We start from the raw sequence: 17805 nt of genomic DNA, 5'->3' as shown, positions 1-17805 counted from the left end.
ATAATTACTCAGCATTCAGGATTGGCAATTCAGTACTCTCACTGTCAAGTCCTCTATCTTTGGTTTGTGATATCACCCAGTAGCGATAATCCGCCAAAAGTTGATTTAATAACCGTTGCTTAACCGACAACAGCACGCTTTTGAGCAAAGCATTGCCAGTGGCTTCTAAAATTGGCTTAGGAGTAAAGGAAAATGGCGGTGGAAAATCCACCTGCACTTCTAAATCAGCTATTCCTTGCAGGCGAGTGCCAGTACTAAAGTCTTTAGGAGACAAATACCCTTTTAAATTGAGAGTAAAGCGCTGGTTAATATACTCGAAACCCAGAATTTCACAGCCTAGCGATCGCAAATAAATTATTCCATTTGATTCTGCCCAAACTCTCATATCCACAGTCGGTTGAATACTTAGTGACATAAAAGCTAGCGGACGCATTTTCAAGCGAAATACCTCTTCCGAAAGCTGCTCAATCCGGCTGTTGTCAACCAAAGCCTTAACCAAACGTTGAGGCTGACGCAAGTAGTGCTGAATGGGAATAGGCTGATCTGGAACAGCGATTTCAACCGATTCAGAAGCAGTAAACCTAGTAGCCATGAACGGATAAAAATATCTGTCTCTTAATTTTAATATTTTTTAACAAATTAGTCCTGATTATTAGAAAAGTACAAAATTTCTTGACTATAAAATGATTGTTGCTTATCAGCTAGAAGTAGGTAAGCACGAATTAACCTAACTATATAACAAAATGTAAACCCGTCAAAGTTTTTGTGATTGCTTCTCTACACTCCGTTTCACTCGCAACGACATACTGATAAATTTTCCTACCCACCTACTTACATCATTAGCAAAAAGTTGGTAGGCTGATTACTATCTTTAGTTCAAGAAATATAGATTAGGATTTAAATATTGACAGAAAACCAATAATATGCATCATTATTTTAGTGAGAGAGCAATATAATTGTTCTGAAATCTTCAGAGGAATTTAGCAAAAAAACTGCCAACAAATCTATCTGTTAGAAGACTGATTTCCATAACTTGTTTTCCTGGATAAATATTTTGGTCTATTCTTTAGTGCCTAAATTTTAGAGATAACAGTCTCTAGTAAGAGTAGATATTGGATATATTTGCCAAGACAAAAATATCATCCCTCTGTTTACCGATTAAACTCGCAACTCAAGGTTAAAGGCATGACTATATCGATCGCACATTTAGGGCCTCCCGGCACTTACACTGAACAAGCAGCTATTTTTTATGTCAACTGGTTGAACAAAAGTACGGGAATTGAAGCTATATTATCCCCTTATCCTACCATTTATCAATCACTACACGCCGTTTCTGATGGTGAAGCCCAGTTGGCTGTGGTGCCAGTGGAAAATTCTATTGAAGGCAGTGTTAGCATAACACTGGATACCCTGTGGCAGTTCGACAGTTTGCGAATTCAGTTGGCTTTGGTATTACCCATTGCCCACATGTTAATTTCCTGCGCGTCTAATTTAGATAAAATTGAAACTGTTTACTCTCATCCCCAAGCTTTGGCACAATGCCAGGGATGGTTAGAGCGGTTTCTCCCGACTGTACAGATTATTCCCAGCAATTCCACAACCGAAGCACTACAGCGATTAGAGCAAGAGACAACAACAGCAGCGATCGCTTCTAGTAGAGCAGCTCAACTCTACAAATTGCCGATACTTGCCAGTAACATCAACGACAATCCAGAAAACTTTACTCGTTTTTGGGTAGTAAGTCAGGGTGAAGTGGACGCTGAATACCAGACATCAAAAGTGCCTACCAGTCACACATCCCTGGCTTTTAGTATGCCTGCTAATACACCCGGAGCGTTAGTCAAACCTTTGCAAATATTTGCTCAGTTAGGGATTAACCTCAGCCGGATTGAATCTCGTCCGACGAAGCGATCGCTAGGCGAATACTTGTTTTTCATGGATTTAGAAGCAGATGCCAAGGAAACACAAATACAATCTGCTTTAGCAGAATTAGCTACCCACACAGAGATTTTAAAAATTCTTGGAGCTTACAATGTTTTGCCGATCAACGCTGTTACTTAAGAAGTTGAGAGCGATGCTCTGAGCAGTTCGGCAGAGCTACCTGTAACACCTGCCGTACCACTTCGTGGAAGCAAGCTACGCGCAGCGCGATGCCCTGAACTTGCCGTACCACTTCGTGGAAGCAAGCTACGCGGAGCGTCTCGTAGAGAAGGGTTAAGAGTTAAGAATTATCAGTCAAGATTTAGGAGTTATCAGTTAGGGAATATAAATTATAAGTTCTCAATTTTTTATTTTTGTTATTTTTTCTTAACTCCTCACTCCTCACTCCTAACTTCTAACTCCCAATTCCCAACTCCTTACTTTTGATTAAATGTATCTTTCAGAACAGCGCGAGCTGCCAAGTGATTCCGAGTGGAAGTTAAAATTTCTGCTTCCCGCTCTAGACGAGTTGAAGTATCTTGCATTTCTAGCAATAACTGCTGCTCTGCGGCGACACCATAAAGATTACTGGCTACCCAATAAGATAACTCTGTTGGTAGGTCAGGCAAATCTTCTGGCAACTCGATATTTTGTTCGGTTAATTTGGCTGACAGACGCACAACATCTCGTAGTAGTTGTTCTACCTCAGAAGACAAAGGTCGCAAATCTTTAGTTGGCGCTTGGTCTTCAATCCACTCCACCAAGCCAACGCGGTATGGTTTTTCACGAACATACTCTAATACACGAAATCTTTGCTGCCCTAAAGTCAACATCTTGATCCGATCATCTGGCAGACGCTGGTGATGAACGATTTCCGCACAACAACCAGTATTTGCAATTGTGCCTTTCACAGGATCGAACATTAAAACACCGAACCTGCGATCGCTCTCCAAAATCGTGTTCATCATGATTCGGTAGCGAAATTCAAAGATGTGCAGGGGTAATGGCCTAGTAGGAAACAGAACTACTTCGGGTAACGGGAACAGAGGTAGTTCACGAACTGCAATTTTAGAAGATGATGTCATTGTTACCTTGGTATAAACTTAATCTTAAAAAATAATTCTTCTCTGCTTTTCCCGTACTTTCTCTACATTGTATCATTTGTTTTCTAGCTAAATAAAAGCCCTGAGATATATTTCTTCAGGGCTATGTAAATATTCATACTAATGTCATTATTCATTTGTTCTTTGCTAATGACCAATGACTAATGACTAATAACCAATTAAAGTTTGACTTCGATATCTACACCCGATGGTAGATCCAATTTCATTAGGGCATCAATAGTTTTAGAAGAAGGTTGGTAAATGTCAATAATCCGGCGATGAGTACGGGTTTCAAAGTGTTCCCGTGAATCTTTATCTACGTGAGGCGATCGCAGCACACAATAGATTCGACGTTTTGTTGGTAAAGGAATTGGGCCTATGGCTGTAGCGTTGGTGCGGTTAGCGGTGTCTACAATCTTCTCGCAAGATGTATCTAATAGGCGGCGGTCAAAAGCCTGTAAACGAATTCTAATTTTCTGCTGCTGTAAAGTTGCCATCTTTAATTTTCCAGGTTCTGCGTAATTAGGTTACTAGGGAGTGGGCTTGCCGTGAGCGTAGCCCAATGGGAGTGGGGGTTAAGAGAGACAAAATTGCTTGGCTTCTTCCTATTCCCTATTCCCTTTAATTAAAAAGGAAGAGAAAGGAGCAGAGAGGTAGAATAAATACCATCTCTGCTCCTTCTTTGTGAGTAAAAAGGTGCTACTTCAAAATTTTGGATACGACACCAGCACCGATGGTGCGACCACCTTCGCGGATAGCGAAGCGCATTCCTTGTTCAATAGCGATCGCGTTGATCAATTCTACTGTCATCTTGATGCGATCGCCTGGCATTACCATTTCGGCTTCACTACCATCATCGGAGGTAAAGGCTCTAATAGTACCAGTTACATCAGTTGTCCGCACGTAGAACTGGGGGCGATAGCCGGAGAAAAATGGAGTCTTACGACCACCTTCTTTTTCTGTTAAAACGTAAACTTCACCTTCAAATTGAATATGAGGTTTAATTGAACCTGGTTTGGCGATTACCATACCGCGTTCAATATCAGCCTTCTGGATACCCCGCAGGAGTACGCCAGCGTTGTCCCCCGCCATACCTTGGTCAAGACTCTTCTTGAACATTTCAATACCAGTTACGGTAGTGGCGCGAGTATCTCTGATACCCACTAGTTCAACGTTATCGCCAACTTTGACAATACCCCGCTCAATCCGACCGGTGGCGACAGTACCACGACCTGTAATTGAGAATACGTCTTCTACAGCCATCAGGAAGGGCTTATCAACATCCCGCTCAGGGGTGGGGATGAAAGAATCTACAGCGTCCATCAATTCGTAGATTTTGTCTACCCAAGGATTATCACCCCGTTGGGTCTTGGGATTCTTAACCATTACTTCCAGAGCTTGCAAACCAGATCCTTTGATAATCGGGATATCATCACCAGGGAAATCATAACTGGAAAGTAATTCTCTCAGTTCTAGTTCTACTAGTTCCAAGAGTTCTGGGTCATCCATCAAGTCTTCCTTATTCAAGAAGACAACCAGACTGGGAACACCCACCTGTTTTGCCAAGAGGATGTGTTCGCGGGTTTGGGGCATCGGTCCATCGGTAGCAGCTACTACTAAGATGCCACCATCCATCTGAGCCGCACCGGTGATCATGTTCTTCACATAGTCAGCGTGTCCTGGACAGTCTACGTGAGCATAGTGCCGATTTGCGGTTTCATACTCAACGTGAGACGTATTGATCGTAATGCCCCGTGCCTTTTCTTCTGGCGCGTTATCGATTTGGTCGTAGCCCTTAGCGATCGCCTGACCCATAGCTGCCAAGGTCATAGTGATAGCTGCTGTTAACGTAGTTTTACCGTGGTCAACGTGGCCAATCGTACCGATATTGATGTGGGGTTTATTCCTTTCAAACTTTGCGCGTGCCATTAATCCTCATTTCCTTATTTTAATTAAGCGTTCCCTTTGCCTTTAGCAATGATTGCCTCAGCCACGTTGCGAGGTACTTCTTCGTAGCGGCTAAACTCCATTGAGAAGATGCCCCGACCTTGGGTCTTCGACCGGATATCAGTAGCATAGCCAAACATGGTCGCCAGTGGGACTTTCGATGTCACCTTAGCGAGTCCTTGGTCAGTGCTTTGGCTTTCAATCTGCCCTCGTCGGGCAATCAGGTCGCCAATCACATTCCCGATATAGTCTTCGGGAACTTCAACCTCAACTTTCATCATCGGCTCTAACAGCACGGGTGAAGCTTTCAGCACAGCCTCTTTCATCGCCATTGAGCCAGCGATTTTGAAAGCCATTTCTGAAGAGTCTACATCGTGATATGAGCCATCAATTAGCGTCGCTTTGACGTCAATCAGCGGATATCCAGCTACAACACCGGATTCGCAGCTTTCTTTCATTCCTTGTTCGGCTGGGTTGATGTACTCTTTAGGTACTGTACCACCGACAATTTTGGAGACGAATTCAAAACCACTACCGGGTTCTCCAGGCTCCAAATTGATCACAACGTGACCGTATTGACCTTTACCACCACTTTGGCGGATGAATTTGCCCTCAACTTTGTTCACAGCTTTCCGAATCGTTTCCCGGTAAGCTACTTGCGGCGCACCAACATTTGCTTCCACCTTAAATTCTCGTAACATCCGGTCTACTAGAATTTCTAGGTGTAGCTCTCCCATCCCCGCGATCACGGTTTGGTTTGTTTCGGGATCGACGCGGACACGGAAGGTGGGATCTTCTTCCGAAAGAGATTGCAGAGCCTTGGATAGTTTATCCATGTCGTTCTTGGTTTTGGGTTCAACCGCTACCGAGATTACAGGCTCAGGAATGAATAGAGATTCCAGAATTACTGGCGATCCTTCATCACAGATCGTGTCACCTGTCAAGGTGTCTTTTAATCCCAGAGCTGCTCCCAAATCACCCGCTCGCAGTTCATCGACATCTTGTCGGTCATCTGCCTTCATCAGAACTAAGCGGGAAATCCGTTCTTTTTTATTCTTACTAGCGTTGAGGACATAGCTACCCTTTTTCAACACACCAGAATAAACACGGACAAATGTCAGGCGACCGTAAGGGTCAGCCATAATCTTAAATGCCAGAGCCGCTAGGGGTTCGTTGTCATCAGCCCGCCGTTCAACAGTGTCGCCATTCGGCAGTAAGCCTTGAATTGGCGGTACTTCACTTGGCGCTGGCAGGTAATCGACAACGGCATCCAGCATTAATTGCACGCCTTTGTTTTTGAATGCCGAGCCACAAAGTACTGGTACGATTGTGCCAGCTACTGTGCCTTTACGCAGTCCCAGAGCGATTTCGTCATTTGTCAGTTCTTCACCCTCGAAGTACTTAGCCATCAAAGTGTCATCAGTTTCTGCCACTGCTTCCACTAGCTTGACGCGGTATTCGTCTGCCTGCGCTTGCAATTCTGCGGGTATATCAGTTTCCTGGATATCAGTTCCTTGGTCATTTGCGTAAATATACGCACGCTGCCGTACCAAGTCAACAATGCCTTGGAATTCGGTTTCACTACCAATGGGTAATTGAATGGCGATCGCATTTGCCCGCAGGCGATCGCGCATCTGCTCGTGAACTTTATAAAAGTTCGCGCCGGTGCGATCCATCTTGTTAATAAAGGCTATCCGAGGGACTTTGTAGCGGTCTGCTTGTCGCCACACTGTCTCAGACTGCGGTTGCACGCCGCCCACAGAACAAAATACTGCGATTACACCATCCAAAACGCGCATGGAACGCTCAACTTCAATTGTGAAGTCTACGTGACCCGGAGTATCGATAATGTTAATTTGATGATCTTTCCAGCTGGTAGTGATCGCAGCAGCAGTAATCGTAATTCCCCGCTCCCGCTCCTGCTCCATCCAGTCTGTGACGGCAGTTCCTTCATGAACTTCGCCAATTTTATGAATTATCCCAGAGTAAAACAATATTCTCTCTGTTGTTGTTGTTTTGCCCGCATCTATATGCGCCGCAATACCAATGTTGCGTACTTTCTCTAGCGGGATCTTACGTGCCACAGCTACCTCCTATAGTTTTTGCCTCATGATATCTTGTATATTACTCTTTGTTAAGATTCTATACTTTTAGGGAAAACCGCCTTTTTGTAAATCTACGATATAGCGCTTCGGCAGGGCGATATATCGCTTTTTTACTTAGTAACGATAATGTGCAAATGCTTTGTTAGCTTCTGCCATCCGGTGCGTTTCTTCCCGTTTGCGAATAGCATTTCCAGTTTCGTTGGCAGCATCCATTAATTCATTTGCCAGTTTGCTTGCCATTGTCCGGCCTGGTCTAGAGCGGGAATATTGCACTAACCAACGCAGTGCTAGGGTAGTGCCGCGTTCTGTTCGCACTTCCATTGGTACTTGGTAGGTTGCTCCACCAACTCGCCGAGCTTTTACTTCTACTAAAGGCGTGGCATTTCGCACTGCTCTTTCAAAGGTTTCTAAGGCAGCGTTACCAGTGCGTTCCTCAATAGTTTTCAATGCTTCATAAACAATCCGTGCGGCAAGTGATTTCTTGCCGTGACGCATGATCCGCCTGATAATCATGCTCACAAGGCGACTGTTATATACGGAATCAGACGGAACTGGGCGCCTTTGAATAACACCACGACGAGACATACTTCACCTTTAATTCGGAATTGGCAACGAAATTATATGCTATCAGACACCGGAAACTAAAAGCGGTGGAACCCAACTCTCAGACTTCCTGAAATTTTTCGACGGTTGCAGCGAGGCTGACTTATTGACTGCCAATTTTGGATTTGGGATTTTGGATTAAAAGTTTTCGGTATATGTTCACGCCCGGACGGGGCGAAAAAAATCAAAAATCTCTAAGCCTTATCCCTTGTGGGTTCGACCAATCCAAAAGATGCTTGATAACTCGCTAACGCTACGCTATCGTCAATCTAAAATTGCTTCACTTGCTACCTGCAACTAAATACTCAAGGCGACAAGATTGTAAACCTGAATGTCCAGATGAGAATTATGCTGTCGGTTACAGCGTTATCCTCAGATCCTATACACTTGCTCGCTTAGTGTAAGGTGTAGCTTGTTCGATTTTTGGAAATAGACTTTAGCAGCCTTGATGACTACCGTTAGAACACAGGCGATAAATAGTTTTTTGTCCTTGGGCGCTTCTAAGGTAGACGATTAATCGTGTTGGATGCGATTAATCGCCTAATCCTATTTTTTCGCTTCTTTGGGACGCTTGGTTCCATACTTGGAACGACCTTGCTTGCGGTCTTTGACTCCGGCTGTATCTAGGGTGCCACGGATAATGTGGTATCTCACGCCTGGTAGATCCTTAACCCGACCACCACGAATCATCACAACTGAGTGTTCTTGTAAGTTGTGACCAATGCCTGGAATGTAAGCGGTGACTTCAAATCCAGAGGTAAGTCTTACTCTTGCTACTTTGCGTAGAGCTGAGTTAGGCTTTTTCGGTGTGGTCGTGTAGACTCTGGTACAAACGCCCCGACGTTGGGGACATTCTTTCAGAGCCGGGGACTTGGTTTTCTGACGCGATAGTTCGCGTTCATTACGTATTAGCTGCTGTATTGTTGGCATGAGTTACAGCGCATAAAGCTGCTTATGGTCTAAGTTTTAACAAATTCTGATTATATCGTTTTTTACGGGTTTATGTCAATTGTTATTTTTCCTTGGTGATTGGCCATTTGTTTTTTTGGCAAATGACTAATCACTCAAGGAGAAGGAATTGCCACAGCCACAGGTAGCGATCGCCTGGGGGTTGTGGAAGCGAAAACCACCACCCATTAAGTCTTCTGAATAATCCACCCTCGTACCGTTGAGGTAATTTAAGCTCGCGGCATCGATGACGACTTGAATCTCGTCCAAGTCGAAAACCTGGTCGCCAACTTTTATTACTTTATCGAAGGACATATCATAAAATAACCCAGAACAACCACCTGGTTTTACTGCCAATCTAAACAAGACATTTGCTTGCTGCTTGGACTTTATTCGCCCAATCTCACTCACGGCTGCTTGACTCAGATGAATCATGGAAATCGTTTTTTGCAATTGAGTACCCCATCTTCATTTTACAGATGGGTTGACCATCGCGATCTCCCTGTGCCAAATCACCGAACCCATCAGCGCGATCGCTATTAGTACATTTATAGCACTAACATACTTGAGTCCCCACCTTAACTAGGTAGGGACTTCTGGTGTGCAGTGGTTCCCAATGAGGATTTGCACAAAAATATATTCAGTTTTTAGATTAAAGCTCTAAAGGCTTTAATAGCGTTATTTTAGTTTTAATCCTTGGTACGGGCATAGTCATCTTGGTAGCGAATAATATCATCTTCTCCCAAGTATTCGCCATTTTGGACTTCAATCAAGACCAAGGGAATCACGCCAGGATTCTCTAAACGATGAGATGTACATTGGGGTACATAAGTTGACTCATTATTGCTCAGTAGTACTTCTAGCTCACCACAAGTTACCCTAGCTGTACCAGAGACGACAATCCAGTGTTCGCTGCGGTGGTGGTGCATTTGTAGACTGAGGCGGTGTCCGGGCTTAACTTCGATGCGCTTGATTTTATATCCGCGCCCTTCTTCCAAAACTGTAAAAGCACCCCAAGGACGCAACTCTGTTGCAGCAACGCCTCTGGAAGTGATGGCTGGAGCGAGGTGTAGAGTTTCAGTCTGTGTAGTTTCTTGATATCGAGCCATAGTTACCTCATTTTGAGACATAACAAACCGTTGGTACTCTTAACTATTGATAAAAATTCTGGTGCTATCTTGCAACATTAAAAATTAGCCATTTTGTCGCACCTTGATAAACATAGCAAAATTAGACCTTATGGTGTAAACCATCACTACTAAAACTCTGAGGTCTACACTAACTCTTCATCAAGCACAAGGGCAGCTTGTTCTAAACTTTAAAAAAGGAGAGATTGGGCATTGGGCACTTGTACTGAGCGAACGCGAACAGCGTCTCGTAGAGAAGCCGTTGGCGTGGTCACTGAGCCTTGCCGAAGTGCAGCCTCTCGTAGAGAAGTATTGGTGATTAAGAGACTTCCCTATTCCCTGATTATCGTGGTTTTAGGAAAATACCAATTCCGTTATGAACACGAGCAGCTGTACTAGGCGATCGGTTGAGTAATTGTCCTCCTAAGTAAAGGCTGGTAGAACTACCACCGTCTAAATTTAGGGCATCCACACAGCCCATCAGTTGCATCAATTGGGCATGTTCTGCCAAAGTAGGACCATAACCACCGACACGATTATGTATGGCAGTAATCATTAGTGTGCCTGTTGCTGTTGTGCAAATACCGCTACGAATAGCCTTTTCGGCAATAAAGGCATTGCTGAATTTTTCGCCTTTGGCATCAAGGACAATTTGACGATTTTGGACTAATAGCGGACCTGCTCCGATTATGTGGGGATAACGACTAAAATCAGTGGGAGCAGTGGTGCTGGAAATGTGTACTGTACTTCCAATAGGTAACTGTGATGCAGCACTAGCAGCGTTGGCGCGTAAGGTTAATAGGTAGCCATCCTGGGGAATGGGAACTGCCGTTCCACCAACTTTGCCGCCTGGTAATTGTTCAGTAATTTGGTCTCTTTGTACCACTAGGATAATTTCGTTATCTGTCAGGGGTGTGTAAGTTGCTCCCCAAGCTGGAGTGTAACGAGCAATCCCGCTCTGAATGTAACCACTATTAAGAAATAGAATTGGTAGACGCTGGTCATTTACCGTAATTAAAGTTTCTCCCAAGGTGAGACGACCAAAGTAAAATTGGCCAGAATCATTCCAAGCGATCGCACCCCGGTTGAGAATCGGGCCTGATAACCACTGACTATCCCGACGAATCGCACCCAATGGCAATCTGTTATTGCGGTTAAAATAACCACCGTTAATCCCAGCTACTGCTAAGTAACGTTGTGCTGTTTGAATTAAAGGAGCAGTACCCGCAACCCCATCAGGACTAGCCCATATAGGTTTCAACGTTAGCCCAAATTTACGGGGATTAACTTCTAACCAGACCACCGGAAAGCGGTCTGTGCCTAAGTTGACATAATGCTGTCGCCAGCGCAATCCTGGAGACCAAGTAATATCCCGCTCTTCTAAAGCATCTGGTCGAATATCGATAATCAGGCGATTGGGGTTAGCAACTGTACTAACTTGAGGCGATAGACCAAAGGGAACGCTCAGACTAATAATCGTTTGGTTTTTCACCACCTCCACTTGTTGAATCAGTGATTCAGAGGCCGGTGCTGGTGGTATTGGTTGTGTTGGTGTAGCTGGTGATAATTGTTTAAGCAGGTTTGGCAGCAATGTTGGTGGTGCTGCTGGTAGCTGCGGGGTATAGCGTTCGATCAAAACAGGATCGGCTATTCCATCCAAGGTAATTGTCCACTCTCGATTTGGCGGTACAGTGGATTTTGGGGTTAGTGTGTCTGGATCAGAAGATGGAGTTGGAATTTTTTTAACAGTTGACCCTTGTGTAACTTGCCAGGGAGTTGGACGATCTAAATCGACAAGAATCCGAGCCTGTTGCAAAGGAGTAACACTCGCATCTGAAGGTTGCTGGCTCTGAATAATATTTGTGACTTGTGCTTTTGGGGTAACAATTACCAAGGTGTTGCCATTGGCTTGAATTTGCCATCCAGATGTTTGAGCAAAATTAGTAATATCCAGATAGCGATATGCTCCTAGTAGCTTGGTGGTTAAAACTACTGGCTTTGTCAGCGATGAAAACCACTGTATTGGTTGCCTCGCCGAATCACTACTGTTTAAGAAATTTACTCCAATTAATTGCCTGAATGCCCCGTCACTGAGATCAGTTGTAATCTGACCAGCTTTTCTGGGTCGCTGCAACCAAGTTCCTGGTAAGGTACGTCCATTGAGGGAAATTTGATTACCAGAGGATGGCACACTTGTTAAAGGAGGTGCAAGTAACTGTGAGGTTAACCTTGGGGTTGATTTAGTAGTTTTCGGGGACTCCTGGGCATTGGTAGCACAAGTAGTAGTTAAGCACAGTGCTGTCAAAAGTATTGGTGACACACTAGCCCGGAAAAATTCGCCAACCCCAATAAGGGATTGGCAACAATTCGGCATTTTTACCATAATTTATTAGGTACTTTTGAAAACTATCGCCCAAAATATAAACTAACTAATTATTTGGAAATGTCAAAAAAACATGACTTTCTTTTGGAAAAAACATGATATTATATATATTGGATTCTTGTGTCTTTTAAACATAAATAACCATTTAGGTGCTAACTCCACTGCAACCAAGTGTTTGAACTGGCACTTATTCTCAGCACACTATATACGGTAGTCTTGATTATCAAAACTGGATTAAGATATTCAATCCTGACTCAATCGGTTCCGATTGTTGCTACTTCAGTCAGGTCTGGTTAATAGTAAGACAGGTGGCAACTGATAAGCAGCAAAATTTTAGACAACAACAAAAATATTTGGGAATTGTCAAATGGGTATATATTGTAATACGCTGATTTTATTGCCGGATCAGGATGATATTGGCTTTGAAACATAGTGGAGCGTTCAGTTTTAATTTGGTTTCAGGTGAGCCGAAATAGGCTCTATGAGTAGCTAGCGTGCATCTGGAAAAAGGGGATTGAGAAAATACTTAGCTTCACAATATAAAAAGGATAGTGTCAGGGCAAAAATAATGTCTTGGCTGATTTAATTTTTCTAACACGGCATAAATACTGAAGAAATAAGTAAGTATTTTAACATGGGTAAACTAATAAAGTAAAACCAAAGTTAAAATTTTTTTCCCTAAATTTCGGTGCTTATACATTTATCCATCGCTAAATGTAGAAATTTTTTCCGATAAGTAGTGGCAAAATTGGTAACTCAATACTTCAGGAACAGGGTATGAATAATAAACCGATGAATCAAGACCAGAATATCACAGCCAAGATCAACTCAAGAGATACCTATCAGGGGCAAAAGTGGTTAGTAGAGGAACGAGATGCCTGTGGTGTCGGTTTTATTGCTCATCGCCAGAATCATACCAGCCACGAAATTGTCGAAAAAGCCTTAGCTGCTTTAACCTGCTTAGAACACCGAGGAGGTTGTAGCGCTGATCAAGACTCTGGTGATGGTGCTGGAGTATTGACAGCTATCCCTTGGGAATTGTTCCAACAAGACTTTGCCGAAAGGGGGAAGGAATTTCCATCCACCAATAAGATAGCTGTGGGGATGATCTTTCTACCACAAGACCAGGAAGCAGCACAAAAAGCGAGGATGATAGTTGAGCAAATAGCTGCCGAAGAAAAATTGATTGTACTGGGTTGGCGAGTAGTGCCAGTGCAACCTGATTTACTGGGGGTACAAGCAAAAGAAAATCAACCGCAGATTGAACAAGTTTTGTTAGCTTCTGTTGACAAAAGCGGTGATGAATTGGAACGACAGTTGTACATTACCCGCCGCCGAATGAGTAAAGTTGCAACCAAAATCTCAGAAGAATTTTATATCTGCTCCTTGTCAAATCGTACAATTGTCTATAAAGGCATGGTGCGTTCTGCCGTCTTGGGCAACTTTTATCACGATTTAAAAAATCCAGCTTACAAAAGCGCCTTTGCTGTCTATCACCGTCGCTTTAGTACCAACACGATGCCCAAGTGGCCTCTAGCTCAACCAATGCGGTTTTTAGGCCACAACGGCGAAATCAATACTTTATTGGGTAACATCAACTGGATGATGGCACGAGAAGCTAGCCTGAATCATCCTGTGTGGGGCGATCGCGTCAACGAACTCAAGCCGTTAGTTCATATTGATAACAGCGACTCAGCTACCCTAGACAACGTACTGGAATTGCTGGTGTGTTCTGGACGCAGCCCCTTGGAAGCTTTAATGATTATGGTTCCAGAGGCTTATCAAAATCAGCCTTCTTTACGTGATTTCCCAGAAATTGTTGATTTCTACGAATATTACAGTGGTTTGCAAGAAGCGTGGGACGGTCCTGCACTTTTAGTATTCAGCGATGGCAAAAAAGTTGGTGCAACACTAGATCGTAATGGTTTAAGACCAGCTCGTTACCTGATCACCAAGGATGATTACATTGTCGTAGCTTCGGAAGCTGGTGTAGTAGACTTTCCAGAAGCCAATATTGTCGAGAAAGGTAGACTTGGACCAGGGCAAATGATTGCCGTGGATTTAGAAAATCATGAAGTGCTAAAGAATTGGGAAATTAAGCAACGCATTGCCAAGCAGCACCCTTATGGTGAATGGCTGCAACAGTACCGTCAAGAACTCAAACAAATTATCAGTAGTCAGCCCTCAGATGTTAATGGAAATGGACATCTGGCTGCTGAAAATGGTAACGGGCATAGTACAACTGAGAAAATTGATAAACAAACCTTGCTTGAACTGCAAACTGCCTTTGGCTACACCACAGAAGATGTAGAAATGGTGATTCATCCAATGGCGATCGCAGGTTCAGAGCCGACTTTCTGCATGGGGGATGATATTCCTTTAGCAGTTCTGTCACAAAAGCCGCATCTGCTTTATGACTATTTCAAACAGCGCTTTGCTCAAGTGACAAACCCAGCGATCGATCCCCTGCGGGAAAAGCTTGTGATGTCTCTGAAAGTCGAACTGGGTGAACGGGGTAACTTATTAGAACCCAAACCAGAATATGCGCGGAGATTAAAACTTGAGTCGCCACTGTTGACAGAGGTAGAGTTGGAGGCAATTAAGCTGTCAGGATTTGCCACAGCCGAATTGTCAACCCTATTTGCGATCGCCACTGGCCCAGAAGGATTGAAAGCCGCAGTCGAGTCTTTACAAGCACAAGCAGCTGAATCTGTACGCGCAGGTGCAAAGATTTTAATATTAAGCGATCATGGGGTCAATGACAGTATCAGTACAGAATACACCTACATTCCTCCCCTGTTAGCAGTTGGTGCTGTGCATCACCACCTGATTCGTGAAGGGTTGCGAATGAAAACATCCCTGATCGTCAATACTGCCCAATGCTGGAGTACTCATCACTTTGCTTGTCTGATTGGCTACGGTGCTGGTGCAGTTTGCCCGTATATGGCTTTAGATACGGTGCGCGATTGGTGGTCTGATCCCAAAACTCAAAAGTTAATGGGTGTGAAAAAAATTCCAGCCCTCACCTTAGAAGAAGCTTTAGGAAACTATCGCAAAGCAGTAGAGTCAGGTTTACTAAAAATTCTCTCCAAGATGGGAATTTCTCTGCTCTCCAGCTATCAAGCAGCCCAAATCTTTGAAGCTATTGGCATCGGTGGAGATTTAATCGAACTAGGATTCCGTGGTACGACTTCCCGCATCGGGGGTTTGAGTGTTACTGAACTCGCTGATGAAGTACTTTCCTTCCACAGCAAGGCTTTCCCAGAACTGACGACCAATAAGTTAGAAAACCTGGGCTTTGTGCAATACCGTCCCGGCGGCGAGTACCACATGAATAGCCCCGAAATGGTCAAGGCGCTGCATAAGGCTCTAGATGGTAAGAACTACGACCACTATGAAGTTTACAAAAAGCACCTTCAAGGTAGACCAGTAACTGCTTTACGGGATTTGCTAGACTTCCAAGGCGATTCTGGCCCAATTCCTCTAGAAGAAGTGGAATCTGTATCTGAGATTGTCAAACGCTTTTGCACCGGTGGCATGTCTTTAGGCGCTTTGTCAAGAGAAGCCCATGAAACTTTAGCGATCGCCATGAACCGGATTGGCGGTAAATCAAATTCTGGAGAAGGTGGCGAAGACCCAGTGCGCTATGTACTTCTAGATGATGTAGACGAGTCTGGTCACTCGCCAACCCTACCTCATTTAAAAGGATTGCGAAATGGTGATCAAGCTTATAGTGCCATCAAGCAAGTTGCATCGGGACGCTTTGGGGTCACGCCAGAGTATCTAGTCAACGCCAAACAAATTGAAATCAAAATTGCCCAAGGTGCCAAGCCTGGGGAAGGTGGACAACTACCAGGACCGAAGGTGAGCGAATACATTGCGATGTTAAGGCGCTCAAAGCCAGGTGTCACCCTGATTTCGCCACCACCGCACCACGATATTTATTCTATTGAAGACCTAGCACAACTGATTTTTGATCTCCACCAAATTAACCCCAAAGCAAAGGTATCGGTGAAACTCGTTGCCGAAGTTGGCATTGGGACGATCGCGGCTGGTGTAGCGAAGGCAAACGCTGATATCATCCAGATTTCTGGTCATGATGGTGGTACAGGTGCATCGCCACTAAGTTCGATTAAACACGCTGGTTCCCCCTGGGAATTGGGTTTAAGTGAAGTGCATCGCGTCTTGATGGAAAATAGCCTGCGCGATCGCGTGGTTTTACGCGTAGATGGCGGTCTGAAGAGTGGCTGGGATGTGGTAATAGGTGCATTGATGGGCGGTGAAGAATTCGGTTTCGGTTCCATCGCCATGATTGCTGAAGGCTGTATTATGGCGCGAGTTTGCCACATGAACACCTGCCCTGTAGGTGTTGCTACTCAGAAAGAAGAACTCCGCAAGCGGTTTACAGGAATGCCGGAACAAGTTGTCAACTTCTTCTACTTTATCGCCGAAGAAGTGCGGAGTTTATTAGCCCGACTTGGCTACCGTTCTTTATCAGAAATCATTGGACGTGCAGATTTGTTGAAACTGCGCCCAGAGGTAAAACTTACCAAAACGCAATCATTAAACCTGGACTGTTTACTTCAGCTACCAGATACCAGAGAAAATCGTAGCTGGTTGGTGCATGAAGAAGTCCACAGCAACGGCGTGGTTTTGGATGACAAATTGCTTGCCGATCCCGATATTCAAGCTGCGATTCGCAACCAATCTAGTGTCACCAAGACTTATTCTGTTGTCAATACTGACAGAACAGTAGGTACAAGATTAGCAGGGGCGATCGCTTCTCAATATGGTGATAGCGGCTTTGAAGGACAAATTAATCTCAACTTTACAGGCAGTGTTGGGCAAAGCTTTGGTGCGTTCAACCTTCCTGGTATCATTTTGACCCTGGAAGGAGAGGCAAACGACTACGTAGGTAAAGGGATGCATGGTGGTGAAATCATTATCAAACCTCCAACTGATGCTACTTATAACGCATCACAAAACGTGATAGTTGGCAATACGTGCCTCTATGGTGCGACTGGTGGCGTGTTATTTGCCAACGGACTAGCAGGAGAACGCTTTGCTGTGAGAAACTCCAAAGGCATAGCAGTGATTGAAGGTGCTGGGGATCACTGTTGCGAATATATGACTGGTGGTGTAATTGTCGTCCTCGGCAAAGTAGGCCGTAACGTAGCAGCCGGAATGACTGGTGGACTAGCATACTTCTTGGATGAAGATGACTTATTTGGTGAGTTAGTCAACCCAGAAATTGTCAAAATGCAGCGAGTGATTACAGAAGTAGGTGCAAAGCAGTTGCAAGAGTTAATCCAAACTCATGCAGAACGCACTGGTTCACCAAAGGCGAAGAAAATTCTGCAAAACTGGCAAGAATTCTTGCCGAAATTCTGGCAGTTAGTTCCGCCTTCTGAAGCTGATAGTCCAGAAGCTGATCCTAAAAAAACAACTGAGTTTAGTTTAGTGACTAGTCATTAGGGACTGACAAATAAAAAATACTCAACTACTTCTTGTGGGGTGGGCGCCCGCCTTTGGCTACGGGCGGACGTCCACCCCACAAGATTGGATAATTTATTTGTTAAAAATCTCTAAAAGGGGGCATCTTAACTAACTGATTTAGAAATAATGCGTTTTAACCAAAAAATATAATTTTAGTTTTTAGCAAATACTAT

The 17805-nt window shown here is 44.1% G+C and carries 12 protein-coding genes; 2 read left to right on the top strand and 10 right to left on the bottom strand.

Annotated elements, in window-relative coordinates:
- Positions 1–4: 4 nt before the first annotated feature.
- Positions 5–592 carry a DUF1997 domain-containing protein gene (locus HWQ38_RS20265; RefSeq protein WP_292796960.1) on the bottom strand — a complete coding sequence of 196 codons (588 nt, stop codon included), beginning with the start codon at positions 590–592 and terminating at the stop codon, positions 5–7.
- 593 nt (positions 593–1185) lie between these two features.
- Between HWQ38_RS20265 and pheA the strand changes: the two genes are divergently transcribed.
- Entirely contained in the window at positions 1186–2061 is an 876-nt protein-coding gene (gene pheA, locus HWQ38_RS20260; RefSeq protein ID WP_292796957.1) for a prephenate dehydratase, read from the top strand.
- Between the two features lie 296 nt (positions 2062–2357).
- Here the strand turns inward: pheA and HWQ38_RS20255 are convergent, their stop codons facing one another.
- From HWQ38_RS20255 to HWQ38_RS20215, 9 genes are all read right to left on the bottom strand, one after another.
- Complete coding sequence (locus HWQ38_RS20255) at positions 2358–3005, bottom strand: LON peptidase substrate-binding domain-containing protein (RefSeq protein ID WP_292796955.1); 648 nt, start codon at positions 3003–3005, stop codon at positions 2358–2360.
- A gap of 197 nt (positions 3006–3202) precedes the next feature.
- On the bottom strand, positions 3203–3520 hold the full coding sequence (rpsJ, locus tag HWQ38_RS20250) for a 30S ribosomal protein S10 (RefSeq protein WP_008232935.1): 318 nt from the start codon (positions 3518–3520) through the stop codon (positions 3203–3205).
- Between the two features lie 202 nt (positions 3521–3722).
- Positions 3723–4952 (bottom strand): elongation factor Tu, encoded by a 1230-nt coding sequence (tuf, locus tag HWQ38_RS20245; protein WP_292796952.1) that lies wholly within the window; start codon positions 4950–4952, stop codon positions 3723–3725.
- A 23-nt stretch (positions 4953–4975) separates the two neighbouring features.
- Positions 4976–7054, bottom strand: coding sequence for an elongation factor G (fusA, locus tag HWQ38_RS20240; protein ID WP_292796949.1), 2079 nt, complete (start codon positions 7052–7054; stop codon positions 4976–4978).
- A 135-nt stretch (positions 7055–7189) separates the two neighbouring features.
- Positions 7190–7660, bottom strand: a complete 471-nt coding sequence (gene rpsG, locus HWQ38_RS20235; protein WP_229545708.1) for a 30S ribosomal protein S7 — start codon at positions 7658–7660, stop codon at positions 7190–7192.
- A 564-nt stretch (positions 7661–8224) separates the two neighbouring features.
- Positions 8225–8608, bottom strand: coding sequence for a 30S ribosomal protein S12 (gene rpsL / locus HWQ38_RS20230; RefSeq protein ID WP_292796945.1), 384 nt, complete (start codon positions 8606–8608; stop codon positions 8225–8227).
- 126 nt (positions 8609–8734) lie between these two features.
- Positions 8735–9061 carry an iron-sulfur cluster assembly accessory protein gene (locus tag HWQ38_RS20225; RefSeq protein WP_292796981.1) on the bottom strand — a complete coding sequence of 109 codons (327 nt, stop codon included), beginning with the start codon at positions 9059–9061 and terminating at the stop codon, positions 8735–8737.
- 254 nt (positions 9062–9315) lie between these two features.
- A complete protein-coding gene (locus HWQ38_RS20220) occupies positions 9316–9735 on the bottom strand; it encodes a cupin domain-containing protein (RefSeq protein WP_292796943.1) in 420 nt (139 codons plus the stop codon).
- A 361-nt stretch (positions 9736–10096) separates the two neighbouring features.
- Positions 10097–12127 carry a phosphodiester glycosidase family protein gene (locus HWQ38_RS20215; protein WP_292796940.1) on the bottom strand — a complete coding sequence of 677 codons (2031 nt, stop codon included), beginning with the start codon at positions 12125–12127 and terminating at the stop codon, positions 10097–10099.
- Positions 12128–12913: 786 nt separating this feature from the next.
- Between HWQ38_RS20215 and gltB the strand changes: the two genes are divergently transcribed.
- A complete protein-coding gene (gltB, locus tag HWQ38_RS20210; protein ID WP_292796937.1) occupies positions 12914–17611 on the top strand; it encodes a glutamate synthase large subunit in 4698 nt (1565 codons plus the stop codon).
- Positions 17612–17805 lie beyond the last annotated feature (194 nt).

Source organism: Nostoc sp. NMS7 (assembly GCF_017115085.1).
In the GTDB taxonomy this organism is placed as follows: Bacteria; Cyanobacteriota; Cyanobacteriia; order Cyanobacteriales; family Nostocaceae; genus Nostoc.
The sequence above is the reverse complement of the archived record's forward strand: the minus strand, read 5'-3'. Positions and strand labels throughout refer to the sequence as shown.

What these genes read in the sequence shown, in the direction of transcription:
- rpsG (WP_229545708.1), bottom strand. Translation starts at nt 7,660, where the DNA reads ATGTCTCGTCGTGGTGTTATTCAAAGGCGCCCAGTTCCGTCTGATTCC.
- rpsL (WP_292796945.1), bottom strand. Translation starts at nt 8,608, where the DNA reads ATGCCAACAATACAGCAGCTAATACGTAATGAACGCGAACTATCGCGT.
- tuf (WP_292796952.1), bottom strand. Translation starts at nt 4,952, where the DNA reads ATGGCACGCGCAAAGTTTGAAAGGAATAAACCCCACATCAATATCGGT.
- HWQ38_RS20255 (WP_292796955.1), bottom strand. Translation starts at nt 3,005, where the DNA reads ATGACATCATCTTCTAAAATTGCAGTTCGTGAACTACCTCTGTTCCCG.
- pheA (WP_292796957.1), top strand. Translation starts at nt 1,186, where the DNA reads ATGACTATATCGATCGCACATTTAGGGCCTCCCGGCACTTACACTGAA.
- gltB (WP_292796937.1), top strand. Translation starts at nt 12,914, where the DNA reads ATGAATAATAAACCGATGAATCAAGACCAGAATATCACAGCCAAGATC.
- HWQ38_RS20225 (WP_292796981.1), bottom strand. Translation starts at nt 9,061, where the DNA reads ATGATTCATCTGAGTCAAGCAGCCGTGAGTGAGATTGGGCGAATAAAG.
- HWQ38_RS20265 (WP_292796960.1), bottom strand. Translation starts at nt 592, where the DNA reads ATGGCTACTAGGTTTACTGCTTCTGAATCGGTTGAAATCGCTGTTCCA.
- HWQ38_RS20215 (WP_292796940.1), bottom strand. Translation starts at nt 12,127, where the DNA reads ATGCCGAATTGTTGCCAATCCCTTATTGGGGTTGGCGAATTTTTCCGG.
- HWQ38_RS20220 (WP_292796943.1), bottom strand. Translation starts at nt 9,735, where the DNA reads ATGGCTCGATATCAAGAAACTACACAGACTGAAACTCTACACCTCGCT.
- rpsJ (WP_008232935.1), bottom strand. Translation starts at nt 3,520, where the DNA reads ATGGCAACTTTACAGCAGCAGAAAATTAGAATTCGTTTACAGGCTTTT.